Source organism: Pseudarthrobacter sp. NPDC092202 (genome assembly GCF_044755505.1).
GTDB lineage: Bacteria > Actinomycetota > Actinomycetes > Actinomycetales > Micrococcaceae > Arthrobacter.
The window spans coordinates 127,566-144,433 of the sequence record NZ_JBIVRG010000008.1; the positions used below are offsets into that span (position 1 = coordinate 127,566).

Below are 16,868 nucleotides of genomic sequence, written 5' to 3' on the forward strand. Positions count from 1 at the left end.
GGAGGCGGGACGTGGCCAGGAGATCATCAGAACAATGGGCGCAGCGCGTGGAGCTGCCGGACACCGTGGACGTGGATGTCCTGTTGCCCACCTGCAACCGCCCGGCTGAACTTGCCGTCACCCTTGCAGGTCTTGCCGCGCAGGCCGAGCCGTCCTTCGCCGTCGTCATCAGCGACCAGTCAGCCGGCAGCCCCGGCTGGGAACATCCTGCTGCGGCGGCCATGGTGCGGGTGCTTGAAGCCCAGGGCCGGCCGGTGACCCTCCTCCGCCACCTGCCGAGGCGTGGCCTGGCTGAACACCGCCAGTTCCTGCTGGAGCAGTCCAGCGCTGAGAAGTGCCTGTTCCTGGACGACGACGTCTGGCTGGAGCCAGGGGCGCTCCACCGGCTCAGCTGTGCCCTTGACGAGCTGGGGTGCGGTTTCGTGGGAATGGCACCGCAGGGCCTGTCCTATCTTGAAGACAGGAGGCCCGAGCAGACCGCAGCCTTTGAGGCGTGGGAGGGCCCGGTTACGGCTGAGCGGATCCGGCCCGGCGCGCCGGGTTTTGAGCGGTGGCCCCTGCACAGCGCCGCAAACCTCAGCCATATCAGTGCCGACCTGTCCCTGCAGCCTGGCCAGTGGGTTCCGTACAGGGTGGCCTGGCTGGGCGGTTGTGCGATGTACCGCCGCGATGCACTTACCGCCGCCGGGGGCTTCGCCTTCTGGGACAGCCTGCCGCCGGACCACGCCGGGGAAGACGTCGTGGCCCAATGGAGGGTGATGGAGTTGCACGGGGGAGCCGGCATCCTGCCCTCAGGGGCTGTACACCTCGAGTCGCCCACCACGGTGCCCCGCCGGGATGTGGAGGCGCGCGACGTCGTGCTGAGCCAGGAGCAGGCCGGCTGATCCATACGTCCCCCCTCCCTTGAAACGCGCGGGGGACGTATTCTTAGAAAGAGGTTTTGCAGTAGGCCGGAGCGCTTCAACCAAGGCGTTGATTATGGCCGCGGAACCCACAGGTCAGCTCGGCTGGGGACCCCTTCCAGTACCCCCGGAACAGGTGTTCGACAGCAAGGACGTTGAAACCTATCTCTGGGACGTCACGCGCGACTTCATGGCCGATATCAAGGGCAGCCAGCGCGGCATCAGCTGGGCTGCCACTATCCTCCGGCTGGGGCAGGCACGTACGGTGGCGGCCAGCACGGAGAAGGCGCTCGAAGCGGACAGGGAACAGTGCTCCTTCGCGGACGGGCCCGTTATGGAAGCGCTTCGCACCGGCGAATTCGTGCTGCTGTCCGACGTCAGCCGCGACCGCCGCTGGCCAGGGTACTCCAGCGCGGCCGCCGGGCATGGCGTGCAGTCCCTCCTGTCCGTGCCCATCGCATCCGAGGGCGGAACGAGCGCTGCGATCAACCTTTATGCCGCCTCTCCGCACGCCTTCAGCAGCGACGACCTCCTGCGGAGCCGGACCTATGCACAGCAGGTGGCCAGGGCCCTGCGTGTCGTAGTGCGGGTCGCGGAGCGCGCTGAAGCGACGGCGGGGATCGCCGTCGTGCAAAGCTCCCTTGTCCTGGTGGACCTGGCAGTGCGCAGCCTCATGGATGAGTACGGCCTTAGCCGCGAGGGGGCGCTTCGGTTCCTGCAGACGCAGGCGCTGCACCACGAACTCGACCTGCGCGATGCCGCCCTGAACGTAGTGGTGCCGGGTGCCGGGAGGGAGGGGCCCGGACCCCAGCCGGGCAGGGAGCCTGCCGGACTGAGGCAGGGACCGCCCGACGGCGTCGCGGACTTCCGCCTGCTGCCTCCCGCCGAGCTGGACCAGGAGGAGCAGCCCCGCCGGCGTAAAGCCCGGCGCGCCAAGGACTCATCGCACACTGAAGAGGGGAGGACGGCATGACAACGCCGATGCAGGAGCAGCGGCCTGGCCAGCCGGTTGGCCCGGGATTGGTGCGCCCGGCGGAGCAAGCTCCTGAAGCAGGGCGGCACCCATGGCACCGCTTTGTGGCACTCGGCGATTCCTTCACCGAAGGGGTGGGGGATCCCGAGCCCCTGAACCAGGGCGGGCTGCGGGGCTGGGCTGACCGGGTGGCTGAGGAGCTCAGTGCGCGGCAGCCTGATTTCGCCTACGCCAACCTGGCGGTCCGGGGCCTGCGGCTGCAGGAGATCCTCGATCAGCAGGTGGGCCCGGCGCTGGCGGCGATGCCTGACCTGGTGACGCTGTCCGGCGGCGGCAACGACATCGTGTTCCGCCGCAGCGATCCGGACAAGCTGGCCGAGAAGATCGACGCCGGGGTGGAGCAGCTCACCCGCTCCGGAGCCACGGTGGTTCTTTTCGCCGGCCCGGACTGGGGCACCACACCGGTTTTCGGCCAGATACGCGGCAAGGTGGCCATCCTCAACGAAAACCTGCACATGGTGGCCGCCCGGCATGGCGCCGTCATGGTTGACCTCTGGTGCCTGCGCGACCTTACCCGACCCGGCATGTGGGACCCTGACCGACTGCATTTCTCGCCGCTGGGCCACCACACCATAGCTTTGGGGGTGCTGCAGGCCCTGGCCGTTAGCCACAGCCTTGAACCGCTGCAGCCCAAGGCGCTTCCACCGCGCAACTGGAAGGAAGCCCGGGCGAACGACCTCGCCTGGGCCCGAGAGTACCTTGTTCCCTGGGCGATCCGCCAGGTCAGGCACCCCGTGGGGGCTCCGCTGGTTCCCAAACGCCCCCGTCCCGGGCCCGTCGTCGGGCACGGGCATCTGCCGGTCATCCATCCGGAGGGCGTGCCCGCCGAGCCCGTTTCCCTGAAGGAGGCCTAGCGCCTTTTCGGTGCGCGTTTCGCGGCGGCCTTGGCCTCCGGCGGCAATCCGGCGTGTTCGGTTTCGGGCTCGGCTACCGTGCCCCGGGCCTTCGCGATGGCCTTCATGCCGTGGTAGATCACCAGCGCGGCGGCTGACCCCAGGGCGATGCCGGTGAACTTCAGGTCACCAATTGTCCAGGTGTAGTCTGCGATGCCGACGATCAACGCGACGGCGGCAGTGGTCAGGTTCACTGGGTTCGAGAAATTAACCTTGTTCTGTACCCAGATCTTCACGCCGAGGATTCCGATCATGCCGTACAGCATGGTGGCTGCGCCGCCCAGCACTCCGGGCGGGACGGTGGCGATGAGCTCGCCGAACTTGGGGGAGAAGCTCAGGAGGATGGCGAAGACGCCCGCCACCCAGTAGGCCGCCGTCGAATAGACCTTGGTGGCGGCCATGACGCCGATGTTTTCGGCGTACGTGGTGGTGCCGGAGCCGCCGCCAAAGCCGGCCAGGACGGTGGCTGCGCCGTCAGCCATCAGCGCACGTCCGGAGACGCCGTCGAGGTTCTGGCCCGTCATTGCGGCCACGGACTTCACGTGGCCGATGTTCTCCGCCACCAGGACCAGCACTACGGGCACAAACAGGCCCAGGACGCCAACATGGAACTCGGGGGTCTGGAACTGCGGCAGGCCAACCCAGGCCGCGGCCTCCATCTTGTCGTAGCTCACCTCGCCGCGAAGCATCGCCACAAGGTAGCCCACCACGACGCCCACCAGGATGCTGAGGCGGCCCAGGATTCCCCGGAACAGCACGCTGACCAGGATGATGGTAGCCAGCGTGACCACGGCGGTGACGGGGGCGGCGTCGAAATTCTGCTTTGCCGCAGGCGCAAGGTTGAGCCCGATCAGCGCCACGATGGCGCCAGTGACGATAGGCGGCATCAGGCGGTTGATCCAGCCCGCGCCGAACTTCTGGACGATGGCCCCCACCAGCGCCAGGGCCGCGCCGGCCATGACCACTCCACCCAGGGCTCCGGGCACGCCGAACTGCTGCTGGGATGCCATGATGGGCGCGATGAACGCGAAGCTTGAGCCCAGGTAGCTGGGAACCCGGCCCCTGGTGATCACCAGGAACAGGAGCGTTCCGATGCCGGAGAAGAACAGTGTGGTGGCAGGCGGCATGCCCGTGATGATGGGCACCAGGAAGGTGGCGCCGAACATGGCCACCACGTGCTGCATGCCCACGCCGATGGTCAGCGGCCAGGCCAGCCGCTCATCAGGGGCCACCACATGCCCCGGCTTGATGGACTTGCCTGTGCCGTGCAGCTTCCATTTGATTCCGAGCATGCTCATGGGCGGAGGCCTTTCGGGGGCTTTGGGGGGGTGCCGCGAGGGGCGGAGATTGACTGGGATAAGAATACCGCCCATGCACTCGCGCCGGACTGCTGTGTCCGAGGTCACGGGCCGTCACGGGAAGAGGATGCGGCTGCTTGAAGTTGCAACCTTTGGAAAGCAACGAGGCCAGCCCCAACAGTCGGGGAGGCACAGCGAAAGGTAAGCCAATGACCATTGCCCACGAAGAAGCGGTTATCGATTCGGCCGCCGTCGACGCTATTTTCGCGCAGGCCCGCACCGCCAACTCCTTCACCGGAGAGGTGAGCGACGAGCAGGCACAGGCCATCTACGAGCTCACCAAGTTCGGCCCCACCGCTTTCAACTCCCAGCCGTTGCGCGTCACCTATGTCCGTTCGGACGAAGCCCGCGCCAAGCTGGTGGACGCCCTCATGGCAGGCAACCGCGCCAAGACGGCCTCTGCCCCGCTGGTGGCCATCCTCAGCTATGACACGGACTGGGCCGGCCAGTGGGACGCCTTCCTCCCCGGCTACAACGCCCCCAAGGCCATGTACGACGCCAACCCGGAACTCGCCGCCGCCACGGGCAACAACAACGCGCACCTGCAGGCCGGCTACTTCATCCTGGCTGTCCGCTCCCTCGGGCTCGCAGCAGGCCCCATGACGGGAGCCGACTTCGGAGCCATCGATGAGGCGTTCTTCCCCAACGGCGGCCAGAAAAGCTTCCTGGTGGTCAACATCGGCCAGCCGGCCGAGGACGCCTGGGGGGAAGCGAAGCCCAAGTTCGCCTACGAGGATGTTGTCCGCACCGTCTAGGACGCTCTCTCACTTAATGTGCACTTTTTGTCAACGCTCCTTCACCCGGTGAAGGAGCGTTGGTGGTTAAGGCGCATTAAGTGAGAGAGCGTTGGGCTGTGCCGGCGCGGGTGGGGGAGTGGGAGACTGGTGCCATGCCGATGCGGAACCTCATCTTCGTGGCGTTCGCGGAGCCGGTGGCGGAAGGCTCCGTTTTCCTGCGCACGGACTGGCCCCTGCACATCACGCTGGTGAGGTTCGACGTCGGGACTGCCGATGGTGCCGACGTCGCCGTCCGCCTCGCCGAACTGGCAGGCCCACATGCGGCCGCGGCCCTGGGCCTGAACCTCCTGATGGGGGAGGACGCGGGTTTCGGCCGGAACGGCTCCGTGCCCGTCAGCCTTGTCCAGCCGCAGCCGGACCTGCAGGCCCTGCACGAGCAGCTGGCCACGGCAGTTGAAGGCTCTGGCGGAAGGATCCTTACGCCGGCCCACACCAGGTCCGGCTACCGGCCGCATCGCCCACCAGCACGGCCGCCGCCTGCATCCGGGCGAAACCCTGGTGCTTGACCGGATCGCGCTGGTGGACATGGCGCCGGACGGTGACCATACCGTCCGGCGCATCCTGCGGCTGTGGGCCCTGCCGGAAAACCGGGGCAGCTAGGCGATAACGCTGTCCACCAGGGCCTTGGCTTCCGCCTGGACCTGCTTGAGGTGCTCCTCGCCCTTGAAAGACTCGGCGTAGATCTTGTAGACGTCCTCGGTGCCGGACGGGCGGGCGGCGAACCACGCATTCTCGGTGACCACCTTGAGCCCGCCAATCGAGGCGCCGTTGCCCGGCGCCTCCGTCAGTTTGGCCAGGATGGGTTCCCCGGCCAGGCTCGTCGCAGTGACGTCCGACGGCGACAGCTTGCCGAGTGCCGACTTCTGGTCCCGCGTGGCTGCTGCGTCAATGCGCGCGTAGACGGGAGCGCCGAACTGGTCCGTGAGGCCCTTGTAGAGCTGGGACGGCGACTTGCCGGTGACGGCAGTGATTTCCGAAGCGAGCAGCGCCAGCAGGATGCCGTCCTTGTCCGTGGTCCAGACACTGCCGTCCAGCTTGTTGAAGGAAGCGCCGGCTGATTCCTCGCCGCCGAACGCACCCTCGCCGGAGAGCAGGCCCGGCACGAACCACTTGAAGCCCACCGGAACCTCAACGAGCTTGCGGCCCAGGCTCTCGGCCACGCGGTCGATGATGGAGGATGACACCAGGGTCTTGCCCACCACGGAGGCCGGGTTCCAGCCGCTGCGGTTGCGGTAGAGGTAGTCGATGGCCACGGCGAGGTAGTGGTTCGGGTTCATCAGCCCGCCGTCAGGTGTAACAATGCCGTGCCTGTCGGCGTCGGCGTCATTGCCGGTGGCGACGTCGAATGCGGCCGAGCCGTCCGCACCAGCAGACATGCGCTTGATCAGGGAGGCCATGGCCGCCGGGGAGGAGCAGTCCATCCGGATCTTCTCGTCCCAGTCCAGGGTCATGAAGGCCCACTGGGGATCCACGGTGGGGTTCACCACGGTGAGGTTCAGGTGGTGGCGCTCGCCGATCTCGCCCCAGTAATCCACGGACGCGCCGCCCATGGGGTCCGCCCCGATGCGCACCCCGGCGTCGCGGATGGCATCCAGGTTCAGGACGGAGGGGAGGTCGTCCACGTAGCTGCTGAGGAAGTCGAACTTGCCGGTGCTGTCCGCAGCCTGGGCGTCGGCCAGCGGAATCCGTTTAACCCCGCGCAGGCCGTTCTCGAGAAGCTCGTTGGCACGGTTGGCGATCCAGCCCGTGGCATCGGAATCGGCGGGCCCGCCGTGCGGGGGGTTGTACTTGAAGCCGCCGTCTGCCGGCGGGTTGTGGCTCGGCGTCACCACGATGCCGTCTGCCTGCGGGGCGCCTGCGGCGGCCTTGCGGTTATACGTCAGGATTGCGTGGCTGAGCGCCGGGGTGGGGGTGTAGCCGTGGCGGGCGTCCACGAGGACCTGGACGCCGTTGGCTGCCAGGACCTCCAGCGCGGAGTTCTGCGCCGGCTCGCTGAGGGCGTGCGTGTCCTTGGCCAGGAACAGCGGCCCGGTGATGCCCTGCCCGGCCCGGTACTCCACGATGGCCTGCGTGATGGCAACGATGTGCTGCTCATTAAAGGATGCCTTCAGGCTGGAGCCGCGGTGTCCGGAGGTACCGAACGCCACGCGCTGGCCGGGATCACCCAGATCGGGCGTGATGTCGTAATACGCGTCAAGAAGCGCAGTGATGTCAACAAGGTCCTGGGGTTGGGCAACTGTGCCCGCGCGGCTAGCCATGCCACCAGCATGCCAGACAGGGACCTGAGTCAAAACGATCCGTCCGGAATCCGGCCACTGTGTCCGGCCTGTGACGGAAGATCGTCATCAAACGAGTAGTGAACCTGAGTACCGGGCCCACCAAAGTACTTATATACCGCCTGCTGCACGCCCTGTTACTTTCGAGAAAGTCGGGGAAATCATCCGTAAGCAAGGCACGACGGCGGCCCTCCGCCGTCGTCCTTCCGGCAGGGAAGCAGGGGCGGCCATGGGGGCAGGAGACGGGAAAGCCGAGCAGTCCAGGCTGGCCGCCGAAAGGGTGGCCAGGCTCAAGCGCCGGCTTGACGAAGCGGAGGTTTCGACAAAGCCCTGGGACGCGGATGCCGTAAGCGGGAAGGTGGTCGCGGACAAGCTGGGCGAGCTGGTGCCGCGCGGCTGGTACGTGCTCCATGACGTGCACTGGCCCGGCCGGCCGAAAGCCAACCTGGACCACGTGCTCGTGGGGCCGGGCGGAGTTGTGGTGGTGGACTGCAAGAACTGGACGGGCGAAGTCCGGGTGTTGTCCGGGGTGCTCTGGCAGGGGCGGTACGCAAGGACGCAGGCTGTGGAAGGCGCCCTGGCCCAATGTGCCGCGGTGTCCTCCGTGGTTTCGCCGCCGTACCGGAGGCTGGTCCGTCCGCTGATCTGCATGGCCGCCCAGCCGGACCTGTTTGGGGTGACCGGCTCCGACGTGGCCGTGGCCGGAACGCAGCGTGTGGTTGGCGCCATCGAGGCGTTGCCCCAGGTGCTGGACCAGCAGGCGGTGGCGGGACTGTATGCGCAGCTGGGCCAGGAGCTGACGCATGAACAGGAACCGGGCATCATGGCGTTCCGGCACGTCCGCCCGGGCACGGTGGTTCCGCCGTCGGCGCCACCCGCGAATGCCGCAGCCCCGGCGCTGAGGCCGGGTCCACCAGCGCGTCCGGTGGCCCGGCGCGGTTCTTCGGCAGTCCGGGCCGGGGGAGGCCACACTCCAGCGGGACGCCGGCCGGGTTCAAAAGCCCGCCGCCCCGGTACCGCCGGTGCCGGACAGCTGGCCCTGCTTGCGGCGTTCGTCATCTTCGCCATGTACGTGTTGCCCTACTGGGGCCAATAGATCCGCCCCTGGGGCGGGGGTAGGCTGGAACCAAAATCCGTAGGGGGAACCATGTCTGACCAGCCCGGCCAGCGGCCTGAATCCGGCCAACCTGAGTCCAATGCACCGTCCGGCCTCGAGCCGCCCCGGTTCGCGCCGCCGTACGGCAGCCAGCCGTCCCCGCCGCAGTACGGGCAAGGCGGCTACGCGCAGGACCGCTTTGGGCAGGACAGCTCCGGACAGGACAGCGTGCGGCAGGACAGCTACGGGCAAAGCGGGTCCGGGCAGGGCACGTACGGGGAACCCGGCCAGTATGGCGGAGCCTACGGCCAGCCGCCGAGCCCGTTCAGCCAGCACCCCGCTCCCTACGGCCAGCCCGCGGGCCCGTACCCCCAGCAGGGGTACTACGGCATGCAGCCGGAACCGAAAACGCTGAGTATCGCCAGCATGGTGTGCGGCATCGCCTCGGTGATCATGGGGTGGCTCCTGCTCCCGCAGATTGCAGCAATCATCACCGGCCATCTGGCGCTCAAGCGCGAACCCGCCGGCAGGGGCATGTCCATCGCGGGGCTGGTCCTGGGATACCTGTGCCTCCTGGGCTACGGCGCGTTCTGGCTGCTGGCCATCATCGGTCTGGCGATTGCCGGGTCCAGCAGCGGTCCGACGTACACGTTCTAGGCGGCACCTGACGCCAATCCTGCGTGAGCGCTGTGCCAGGCGCAACGCGGCGGCCCGCGCCCGCGGACGTGCCGGCGTCGTGCATTCACCGCCGGCGCCCGCCCCATCAGCGCCGGCGCCCATCCCTTATCCGGGCGCCTGCGTTGGCGGGATGTTGTGGTTGAGGCGGAAGACATTCTGGGGATCGTAGCGGTCCTTGAGTGCCACCAGGCGCTCGAACTTTTCCGGACCGTACGCTCTTCGCGCGGCGTCCACGCCCTTCAGCCCCACCTCGGCGCCGAGGAAATTGACGTACTCGCCGTGCTCCGCGAACGGCTGCATGAGTGCGTAGGCTTTCCGGGCAAACGCGGTCAGCCGCTCGTCCTCTGAAGGGTCGCGCCAGAAGCCGTAGACATTGAGCCAGTACCGGGCAGACCGGTTGGGGAACGCCGTCGCGTCCTCCGGCACCTGCCCGAACTTCCCTCCCATGTGGTGGATATCGATGCCCGTGCCCTCCCACGCCAGCTCGGATGCGAAACCGAGCAGCACATCCGCCGAATCCTCGTCAAGGCGGGAAAAGGAAACGTTCTTCCAGTAGCCGCGCGAGCCTTTGGGAAAGGCGCTGTCCATGGCGCTCTGCCAGGTGGTCCACGGGGCAGGGCCCACCTCCTCCTCGTCAGGCGGGGCAGCGGCACGGAGCCGGTCTGCCAGGGCGAGGCCGGCCTGCTGGTCCTCCGCCACCCACGCGAATCCGATGACCATCCATGGATCGCCGCCCATCCCGAACTCCGCCGGAAAAACCAGGAACGAAACTATGGGGTTCATTTCCTCCGGCAGGTCCCGGGCCCACTCGGCAAAAGCCAAAAGGGCGCTGCGCCAGTGCTCCCTGCGGTAGAACAGGTTTCCCCCCAGTGGCTCCGGCGGCAGTGGGCGGGCACGGAAGGTGAAGGAGGAGACCACGCCGAAATTTCCGCCACCGCCGCGCAGCCCCCAGAACAATTCCGGGTTCTCCTGCGCGCTGGCGTGCAGATGCTCTCCGGTGGCGGTGACAACGTCCACAGCTTCAAGATTGTCCAGGGTCAGGCCGTCGGAGCGGGTCAGCCACCCCACGCCGCCGCCAAGGGTAAGTCCCGCCACGCCAGTTCCGCTGATCACGCCCAGCGGGACGGCAAGGTTGTGGGCGGCAGTGGCACGGTCGACGTCGGCAAGGGTGGCTCCGGGCTCCACGGTCACCAGCCTGCTCCCGGCGTCCACATCGACGCGTTTCAGCGGTCCCAGATCCAGTACCAGTCCGCCTTCAACACTGCCGTGCCCGGCGACGTTGTGCCCGCCGCCACGGACTGCCAGCGCCAGCCCGCTGCGCCGGACGGCGTCCAGTACGGCGTCGATGTCGGCGGTCGCCCCGGCACGCACGACGGCGCGTGGCCGGAGATCGACCATGCCGTTCCATACCGTGCGGGCTTCTTCGTACAACGGATCATGCGGCTCGATGAGGGTGCCGGACAGCCGCGTGCGCAGTTCGCGGAGCGTCTGCTGTACTTCCAGTTCCCTGTTGGTGTGATGGACGGTGGACATCATCAGTGCTTCCGTTACGGGTCTGAGCCCTTGCCTATGAGGGGAAGTGAGAAGCGCCGGGGCGCCTCGACGGAAGAAATGCCTGCGGGAACCGGCGGGCAGGCTCATGCGATGTCCAGATTTTAGGATCGCCGGAAGGCCGGGTCAACAAGTTTCTGGCCACGGTCGCGGCTTGCGTTCGCACACAGCCATGCGGCGGCCGCCTGTGTTTGACCCTGCGGACACTGTGGCCGGATGCTGCTAGCGGAGCAGCTCCACGTCCGAGACCAGCTCAATGTGGGCAAGCATGGCTTCCGCTGCTCCCGCAGCGTCCTGGTTCCGAATGGCCTCGGCGATCTTCCGGTGCGAGGCGAGCGACTGCTCGGGCCGGCCGGGCTGGCCCAGGGATTCCATCCGCGTTTCCAGGATCATTTCCGCGATAAAAGCCATCAGCTGCGCAAGCACGGAGGAATGGGCCGCAGCAGTGATGGCCTCGTGGAAGAGCTCATCGCCGTGGGCGCCGCGCTCGCCGTCCTTGATCTCCCTGCCCATGACGTCGAGGGCGTTGTCAATGGCAGCGAGGTCCTCATCAGTACGGCGTGCCGCGGCGAGGGCGGCAAGCTTCCCCTCCAGGGTGCTGCGCGCCTCGACGATCTCAGGCAGCCTGCTGCGGTGCTCGCGGAGGCCTTTGATCACGGAGGCGACACTGGGCCTCCGCGCCAGGACCGCCCCGGTCCCGTGCTGGACGTCAATGACGCCGAGCACTTCGAGGGCCACCAGGGCCTGGGCCAGGGTGGCTCGGGAAACACCCAAACGCTCCGCGAGGTCTCGTTCTGCCGGCAGCAGGTCGCCGGGCTTCAGTTGCGCAGATTCGATGTAGGACAGGATCTGCTCCACCAGCTGTTCATACAGCCGGGGGCGGGTAACGCGTTCAAGTCCCAGCCGTGATGCCTTCTCCACAAAGCCCTCGCTACGTCGTCGGTGCTTCCAGACTACAGCCACTGCTATTGACAGATTGACTTGGTGTCTAGGAGGCTAGTCCAGTGAGCCAGTTACTCACGTCACACTTTTCGTTCCCCAATGGAGGACCAACGATGTCCGCTCCTGTTTTATCGATCATCATCCTGGCGGCGATGTTTTTGCTCGCCACCGTCCTGCCCCTGAACATGGGCGCGCTGGCCTTCGTTGGCGCCTTCCTCCTGGGCACCGTAGTGCTGGGCATGACCACCAATGACATCCTGGCCAACTTTCCCGGCGGGCTGTTCCTGACCATCGTTGGCGTCACGTACCTCTTCGCCATCGCCCAGAACAACGGCACCATCGACCTGCTTGTCCGCGGGGCGGTCAGGATGGTTGGAAGCCGCGTCGCGCTGATTCCCTGGGTCATGTTCGCCGTCACCGCCGTCATTACCGCAGTGGGCGCACTGTCTCCCGCCGCCGTCGCCATCATTGCCCCCATCGCGCTCAGCTTCGCGGGCAAGTACAAAATCAACCCCCTCCTGATGGGCATGATGGTGATCCACGGTGCGCAGGCCGGCGGGTTCTCTCCCATCGCCGTCTACGGCGTCACGGTGAACGGCATCCTGGCCAAGACGGGCCTGGACTTCAGCCCCACCGCGCTCTTCCTGTCCAGCCTCGTGTTCAACCTCATCATCGCCCTGGTCCTCTTTGTTGTCCTTGGCGGACGGAAGCTGCTGTCCTCGCGGGTGAGCCACTTCGTGGAGCAGGCCGCGGAGGCACGGATGGCAGTGAGCGTCGGTGCCAAGGCCGCCTCCGACGTTCCCTTCAAGGGCTTCGGCTCCGGCATGTACGGCCCCCGGGATCCGGCTGGCGACGGCGTGGCCGCAACCAGGGAGCGCTCCGAGCGCATCCCGCAAATGGTCACCATCGCCGGCCTCATTGCGCTGGCCGTCATCGCCCTCGGCTTCAAGGTGGACGTCGGATTTGTCTCCATCACCATCGCGATCGTGCTGGCCCTGGTCTCGCCGGCAGCCCAGAAGGGTGCCATCAACAAGATCAGCTGGTCCACCGTGCTGCTCATTTGCGGCATGCTGACGTTCGTCGGGGTGCTGGAGGAAGCCGGAACCATCGAATTCGTCTCCAACGGCGTGGCCGGGTTGGGGATGCCGCTGCTGGCGGCGCTGCTGATCTGCTACATCGGGGCCGTGGTGTCCGCCTTTGCCTCCTCCACCGCCATCCTCGCAGCCCTCATCCCGCTGGCCGTCCCGTTCCTTTCCACCGGCGAAATCGGCGCTGTCGGCGTGATCTGCGCCTTGGCCGTGGCCTCCACGATCGTGGACGTTTCGCCGTTCTCCACCAACGGCGCACTGGTCCTGGCCAATGCTCCCGAAAGCGTGGACAAGGACCGGTTCTACAAGCAGATCCTGGGCTACAGCGGCGTGGTCATCGTGGCCGGGCCGGTCCTGGCCTGGCTCGCGCTGGTGGTCCCCGGGTGGCTCTAGCCGGCATCAAAACCAGAACATTCCCTCTCATGAGACAAGGAATTAGCGCATGAGCAGAACCGATAGCACGCAAGGCCCCCTCTCCGGCCACCTCGTGGTTGACCTGAGCCGGGCCCTGGCCGGGCCGCATGCCGCCATGATGCTGGCCGACCTGGGGGCACGCGTCATCAAGGTGGAAAACCCGGGCACCGGCGACGACACCCGCGGCTGGGGCCCGCCGTTCGTCGGCCCGGAGGATGATCTCCAGTCCACCTACTTCATGTCCTGCAACCGCAACAAGGAATCCATCAGCCTGGACCTGAAGAGCGGGGACGGGCAGGCTGTGCTGCGGCGTCTGCTGGAACGTGCGGACGTGGTGATCGAGAATTTCCGCCCCGGCGTCATGGACCGGCTGGGCTTCTCCACCGCCGCCATGCACGGGATCAACCCCCGGCTGGTGATCCTCTCCATCACCGGATTCGGGCACGACGGTCCCGAGTCCCAGCGCAGCGGCTACGACCAGATCCTCCAGGGCGAGGCCGGGCTAATGTCCCTCACCGGCTCCGGGCCCACGGATCCCCAGCGTGTCGGCGTGCCCATCGCGGACCTGCTTGCCGGGATGAACGGCGCCTCCGGCGTGCTGGCGGCCCTGGTTGAGCGGGGCCGGACGGGCCGCGGGCAGGTTGTGCGCACCTCCTTGCTGGCCTCACTGATCGGGGTGCATGCCTTCCAGGGGACCCGCACTACCGTTGCGGGCGAAGTTCCGCAGGCCCAGGGCAACCACCATCCGTCCATCGCGCCCTACGGACTGTTCGCCTGCCGGGGCGGGAGCGTGCAGATCAGCGTCGGCAGCGAACGGCTCTGGACCTCCTTCGCGGCCGCCTTCGGCCTGGACCCGGCGGCGGCGGGCTTTGCCAGCAACGCTGAAAGGGTGCGGAACCGCTCCGGGGTGATTGCCGCCGTCGAACGCGTCTTTGCGGACTACGACGCAGCGGAGCTGCTGCAGAAACTGAACGACGCCGGGATCCCGGCAGGCAAGGTGCGCTCGCTTGACGAGGTGTATGCGTGGGAGCAGGTGGCATCCCAGGGCCTCGTGGTGGACGTGGACCATCCGCTGCTCGGCAAGGTCAGCCTGCCCGGCCCGCCGCTGAGGTTCTTCGCCCCCGGGGACGCCGCGGAAACCACGCTGACCCAGCACGACGCGCCGCCGCTGCTGGACGAGGACGGCCAGGACATCCGCCACTGGCTGGGCATGGCAGCCGCTGTTGCGGCCGGGGCGAAATAGCATGCCGACGACGGAAAAGGTGCGGCACCTGAGTGCGGCTGAACTGCTGGACAACGTGGTGGACCAGGGCTCCTTCGTCTCCTGGGATGCGCCGGCACAGGAACCCGAGGTGTCTGCGGAGTACTGCCGCGACCTGTCAAAGGCCCGGGAGCGGAGCGGCACCGACGAGTCCGTCATCACGGGGGCGGGGCTTATCAGGGGCCGCAGGGTGGCGGTGATCGTCAGCGAATTTTCCTTCCTGGCCGGGTCTATCGGCCACGCGGCGGCGCAGCGGATCGTCGCCGCCGTCGAACGCGCCACCGCCGAGGGGCTGCCGCTGCTTGCCGGCCCGGCCTCCGGAGGCACGCGCATGCAGGAAGGAACGCTGGCCTTCCTGTCCATGGTAAAAATCACCGGGGCAGTGCGGGCGCACCGCCAGGCCGGGCTTCCGTACCTGGTTTACCTGCGGCATCCCACCACCGGCGGCGTTATGGCGTCCTGGGGGTCCCTGGGCCACATCAACATCGCCGAGCCCGGGGCATTGCTGGGATTCCTGGGCCCCAGGGTCTACGAAGCGCTGCACGGTGAGGTATTCCCCGGCGACGTGCAAACAGCGGAGAACCTGTTCAACAAAGGGCTGATCGACGGCGTGGTGGAGCCAGGCCAGCTTGCCGACCTCGTGGCCCGGGCACTGGATATCCTGTGCGCAACGGCGGGACCCGTACCTGCCCCGCCCGCGACGCTCACGGTGAGGCCCGCCGCCGCGGACGCCTGGGCCTCCGTCGGCATCTCCCGCCATCCCCGGCGGCCCGACCTGAGGCAACTCCTGAAGTACGGTGCCGTAGACGCCCTGCCGCTTAACGGCACAGGCCAGGGGGAGAAGGACCCCGGGCTGCTGCTTGCCCTGGCACGCTTCGGCGGGCAGTCCTGCATCGTCCTGGGGCACGCGCGCCCACTGCGCAAGGACGCCGCCGGCATGGGTCCCGGTTCCCTCCGCGAAGCCCGGCGCGGCATGAAACTTGCGGAGGAACTGCGGCTGCCGCTGCTCACGGTCATCGACACTGCGGGCGCGGCGCTCTCGCCGGAGGCGGAAGAAGGCGGGCTGGCGGGTGAGATAGCGCGGTCCCTGCACGAACTCATCGGGCTGGCGGCTCCGTCAGTCTCGGTGCTGTTGGGCCAGGGGTCCGGGGGAGGGGCGCTGGCGCTGCTGCCCGCGGACAGGACCATCGCGGCGCAACACAGCTGGCTCTCCCCGCTGCCTCCCGAGGGGGCCAGTGCAATCGTGCACCGCACAGTGCAGCATGCTCCCGCGATGGCCCAGGCACAGGGAGTGAACGTGGCTTCCCTTTACGCCGACGGACTGGTGGACCACATCGTGGATGAGCGGGACGACGCGTCCCTTGAACCCCGCGAGTTCTGCCGGCGGATGGCCCAGGCCATCGAATACGAGCTGGCGTCGATCGCCGGCCTGCCCGTGCCGGAGCTCGTTGCCGCGCGGTCCGCGAAATACCGAAACCTCGGCGCGGGGTAACCGGCCCGCGGCGGGCGAGGAGCCGCCGTCGGGCCTTCAGCCCGGCTGTTGGTGCCCGACTGCTGGCGCCAGGCTGCCGGTGCCCATGCGGCTGGTGCCCAGGCTCCCGCTGCGCATGGCTGATCCTGTCCCCGGTTGCTTTGCGGCGGCCCGCTTGCAGCGGGTTGGCGCTACTTCCGCTGGCGGAGCCGTGCGCGGTGGGCGTTCCTGCGGAGCTGGAGGATGCTGGCGCCCCCGGCCACGGCAACCAGGACCCCTCCGGTCACGCTGGCAATAAACAACGCCATGCCCAGCGGTACAAGGCCTTCGAGGCCGAAGTACCGCACGGCCACCTGGTCCTGGTTTTGCAGGATAAAGATGATCAGCAGGATCAGCAGCACCAGGGCGGCCACCACTGCCGCCCACACCACTCCCGCGCGGGTCACTCCGGGCTGATCCCCAGCAGAAGGTTGTGGCACGGGAGTGCCCGTGCCTGCCGGCAGGGATGCGTCCGGGCGGGACTGTGCCAGGTCGGCGGAGGTGTCTGCAGTGGAATCCGGAGTGTAACCCGCAGCGTAATCCGCCGGGAAGGGTGTGCGGGACGGTGCCGAGGGGCCGCCGGCATGGTTTCCGGGTCCCTGCTCCGGCTGTCCGGCGGGTGGGTAGTTTCCGGTACTCATGCTGGTTCCCTTCGTCACGCGTCAATGATAAGCATGCTTATGGTTACACCTTAGTGGGAGCGTTTACCAGGGCACAATGCGGGGCGCTCCTGCTCCAGCCCACCTCAGGCGCTTTTCCGGTTCCTATGGTGCCGGAAACAGCGGAGGGGCCTTCACTGAAGACCCCTCCGCGGACCGTGACGTGGCCTTAAACCTTTTCCCTGCTTCGTTCAGCTGAAGGGGCGCCGGGCGTCCGGGTCTTCCGCCATCCGGGGAATGCCCAGAACGTGAAGTCCTGGGCCTTCACCGGCTTCTCCGGGGTTTCCGCCGGGGTTTCGTGCTTTGCCTCGGGTTGGCGTTCAATGTCTTTCCTGCCCCACCCGAAGTCCTTGCTGGATGAATAGCACATCACAAACCTCCTCACCGTGACTGCCCTTTAATCGTCCTCC

Annotated in this window: 16 protein-coding genes; 10 read left to right on the forward strand and 6 right to left on the reverse strand. The window is 67.4% G+C overall.

The window, feature by feature from the left end; all coding sequences use genetic code 11:
• The first annotated feature begins 11 nt into the window (after nucleotides 1–11).
• From ACIQF4_RS13650 to ACIQF4_RS13660, 3 genes are all read left to right on the forward strand, one after another.
• Nucleotides 12–884 (forward strand): glycosyltransferase family 2 protein, encoded by an 873-nt coding sequence (locus ACIQF4_RS13650; RefSeq protein ID WP_400516969.1) that lies wholly within the window; start codon nucleotides 12–14, stop codon nucleotides 882–884.
• 94 nt (nucleotides 885–978) lie between these two features.
• Complete coding sequence (locus ACIQF4_RS13655; protein WP_400516968.1) at nucleotides 979–1,875, forward strand: GAF and ANTAR domain-containing protein; 897 nt, start codon at nucleotides 979–981, stop codon at nucleotides 1,873–1,875.
• The gene (locus ACIQF4_RS13660) at nucleotides 1,872–2,789 is read left to right on the forward strand and encodes an SGNH/GDSL hydrolase family protein (protein WP_400516967.1); all 918 of its coding nucleotides are present in this window, start codon (nucleotides 1,872–1,874) and stop codon (nucleotides 2,787–2,789) included. Before ACIQF4_RS13655 ends, ACIQF4_RS13660 begins: the two co-directional genes overlap by 4 nt.
• Here the strand turns inward: ACIQF4_RS13660 and ACIQF4_RS13665 are convergent.
• Nucleotides 2,786–4,126, reverse strand: coding sequence for a uracil-xanthine permease family protein (locus ACIQF4_RS13665; protein ID WP_400516966.1), 1,341 nt, complete (start codon nucleotides 4,124–4,126; stop codon nucleotides 2,786–2,788). The genes ACIQF4_RS13660 and ACIQF4_RS13665 overlap by 4 nt on opposite strands.
• Nucleotides 4,127–4,335: 209 nt before the next feature.
• On the opposite strand from ACIQF4_RS13665, the gene ACIQF4_RS13670 reads away from it, so the two are divergent.
• Both ACIQF4_RS13670 and ACIQF4_RS13675 read left to right on the forward strand, forming a co-directional pair.
• Nucleotides 4,336–4,941 carry a malonic semialdehyde reductase gene (locus tag ACIQF4_RS13670; RefSeq protein ID WP_400516965.1) on the forward strand — a complete coding sequence of 202 codons (606 nt, stop codon included), beginning with the start codon at nucleotides 4,336–4,338 and terminating at the stop codon, nucleotides 4,939–4,941.
• 80 nt (nucleotides 4,942–5,021) lie between these two features.
• Nucleotides 5,022–5,489, forward strand: coding sequence for a 2'-5' RNA ligase family protein (locus ACIQF4_RS13675; protein WP_400579985.1), 468 nt, complete (start codon nucleotides 5,022–5,024; stop codon nucleotides 5,487–5,489).
• 90 nt (nucleotides 5,490–5,579) lie between these two features.
• Here the strand turns inward: ACIQF4_RS13675 and pgm are convergent, their stop codons facing one another.
• Entirely contained in the window at nucleotides 5,580–7,241 is a 1,662-nt protein-coding gene (gene pgm, locus ACIQF4_RS13680; protein ID WP_400516963.1) for a phosphoglucomutase (alpha-D-glucose-1,6-bisphosphate-dependent), read from the reverse strand.
• A 247-nt stretch (nucleotides 7,242–7,488) separates the two neighbouring features.
• Here pgm and ACIQF4_RS13685 point away from each other — a divergent pair, with 247 nt between their 5' ends.
• Together ACIQF4_RS13685 and ACIQF4_RS13690 are read left to right on the forward strand one after the other, a co-directional pair.
• Complete coding sequence (locus tag ACIQF4_RS13685) at nucleotides 7,489–8,355, forward strand: NERD domain-containing protein (protein ID WP_400516962.1); 867 nt, start codon at nucleotides 7,489–7,491, stop codon at nucleotides 8,353–8,355.
• 51 nt (nucleotides 8,356–8,406) lie between these two features.
• Complete coding sequence (locus ACIQF4_RS13690) at nucleotides 8,407–9,012, forward strand: DUF4190 domain-containing protein (RefSeq protein ID WP_400516961.1); 606 nt, start codon at nucleotides 8,407–8,409, stop codon at nucleotides 9,010–9,012.
• Nucleotides 9,013–9,138: 126 nt separating this feature from the next.
• On the opposite strand, the gene ACIQF4_RS13695 is transcribed toward ACIQF4_RS13690, so the two are convergent.
• On the reverse strand, nucleotides 9,139–10,566 hold the full coding sequence (locus ACIQF4_RS13695) for an FAD-binding oxidoreductase (protein WP_400517026.1): 1,428 nt from the start codon (nucleotides 10,564–10,566) through the stop codon (nucleotides 9,139–9,141).
• 240 nt (nucleotides 10,567–10,806) lie between these two features.
• A complete protein-coding gene (locus ACIQF4_RS13700) occupies nucleotides 10,807–11,505 on the reverse strand; it encodes an FCD domain-containing protein (RefSeq protein ID WP_350001387.1) in 699 nt (232 codons plus the stop codon).
• 134 nt (nucleotides 11,506–11,639) lie between these two features.
• On the opposite strand from ACIQF4_RS13700, the gene ACIQF4_RS13705 reads away from it, so the two are divergent.
• From ACIQF4_RS13705 to ACIQF4_RS13715, 3 genes are read left to right on the forward strand one after another with little or no spacing between them, the layout of a single operon-like run.
• Nucleotides 11,640–13,007 carry an SLC13 family permease gene (locus ACIQF4_RS13705; protein ID WP_400516960.1) on the forward strand — a complete coding sequence of 456 codons (1,368 nt, stop codon included), beginning with the start codon at nucleotides 11,640–11,642 and terminating at the stop codon, nucleotides 13,005–13,007.
• Nucleotides 13,008–13,056: 49 nt separating this feature from the next.
• Nucleotides 13,057–14,271 carry a CaiB/BaiF CoA transferase family protein gene (locus ACIQF4_RS13710; RefSeq protein ID WP_400516959.1) on the forward strand — a complete coding sequence of 405 codons (1,215 nt, stop codon included), beginning with the start codon at nucleotides 13,057–13,059 and terminating at the stop codon, nucleotides 14,269–14,271.
• Between the two features lies 1 nt (nucleotide 14,272).
• Complete coding sequence (locus ACIQF4_RS13715) at nucleotides 14,273–15,781, forward strand: carboxyl transferase domain-containing protein (protein ID WP_400516958.1); 1,509 nt, start codon at nucleotides 14,273–14,275, stop codon at nucleotides 15,779–15,781.
• Nucleotides 15,782–15,951: 170 nt separating this feature from the next.
• Here the strand turns inward: ACIQF4_RS13715 and ACIQF4_RS13720 are convergent, their stop codons facing one another.
• Both ACIQF4_RS13720 and ACIQF4_RS13725 read right to left on the reverse strand, forming a co-directional pair.
• Nucleotides 15,952–16,458, reverse strand: a complete 507-nt coding sequence (locus ACIQF4_RS13720) for a lipopolysaccharide assembly LapA domain-containing protein (protein WP_400579987.1) — start codon at nucleotides 16,456–16,458, stop codon at nucleotides 15,952–15,954.
• Between the two features lie 169 nt (nucleotides 16,459–16,627).
• The gene (locus ACIQF4_RS13725; RefSeq protein WP_400515783.1) at nucleotides 16,628–16,828 is read right to left on the reverse strand and encodes a hypothetical protein; all 201 of its coding nucleotides are present in this window, start codon (nucleotides 16,826–16,828) and stop codon (nucleotides 16,628–16,630) included.
• Between the last annotated feature and the right edge of the window lie 40 nt (nucleotides 16,829–16,868).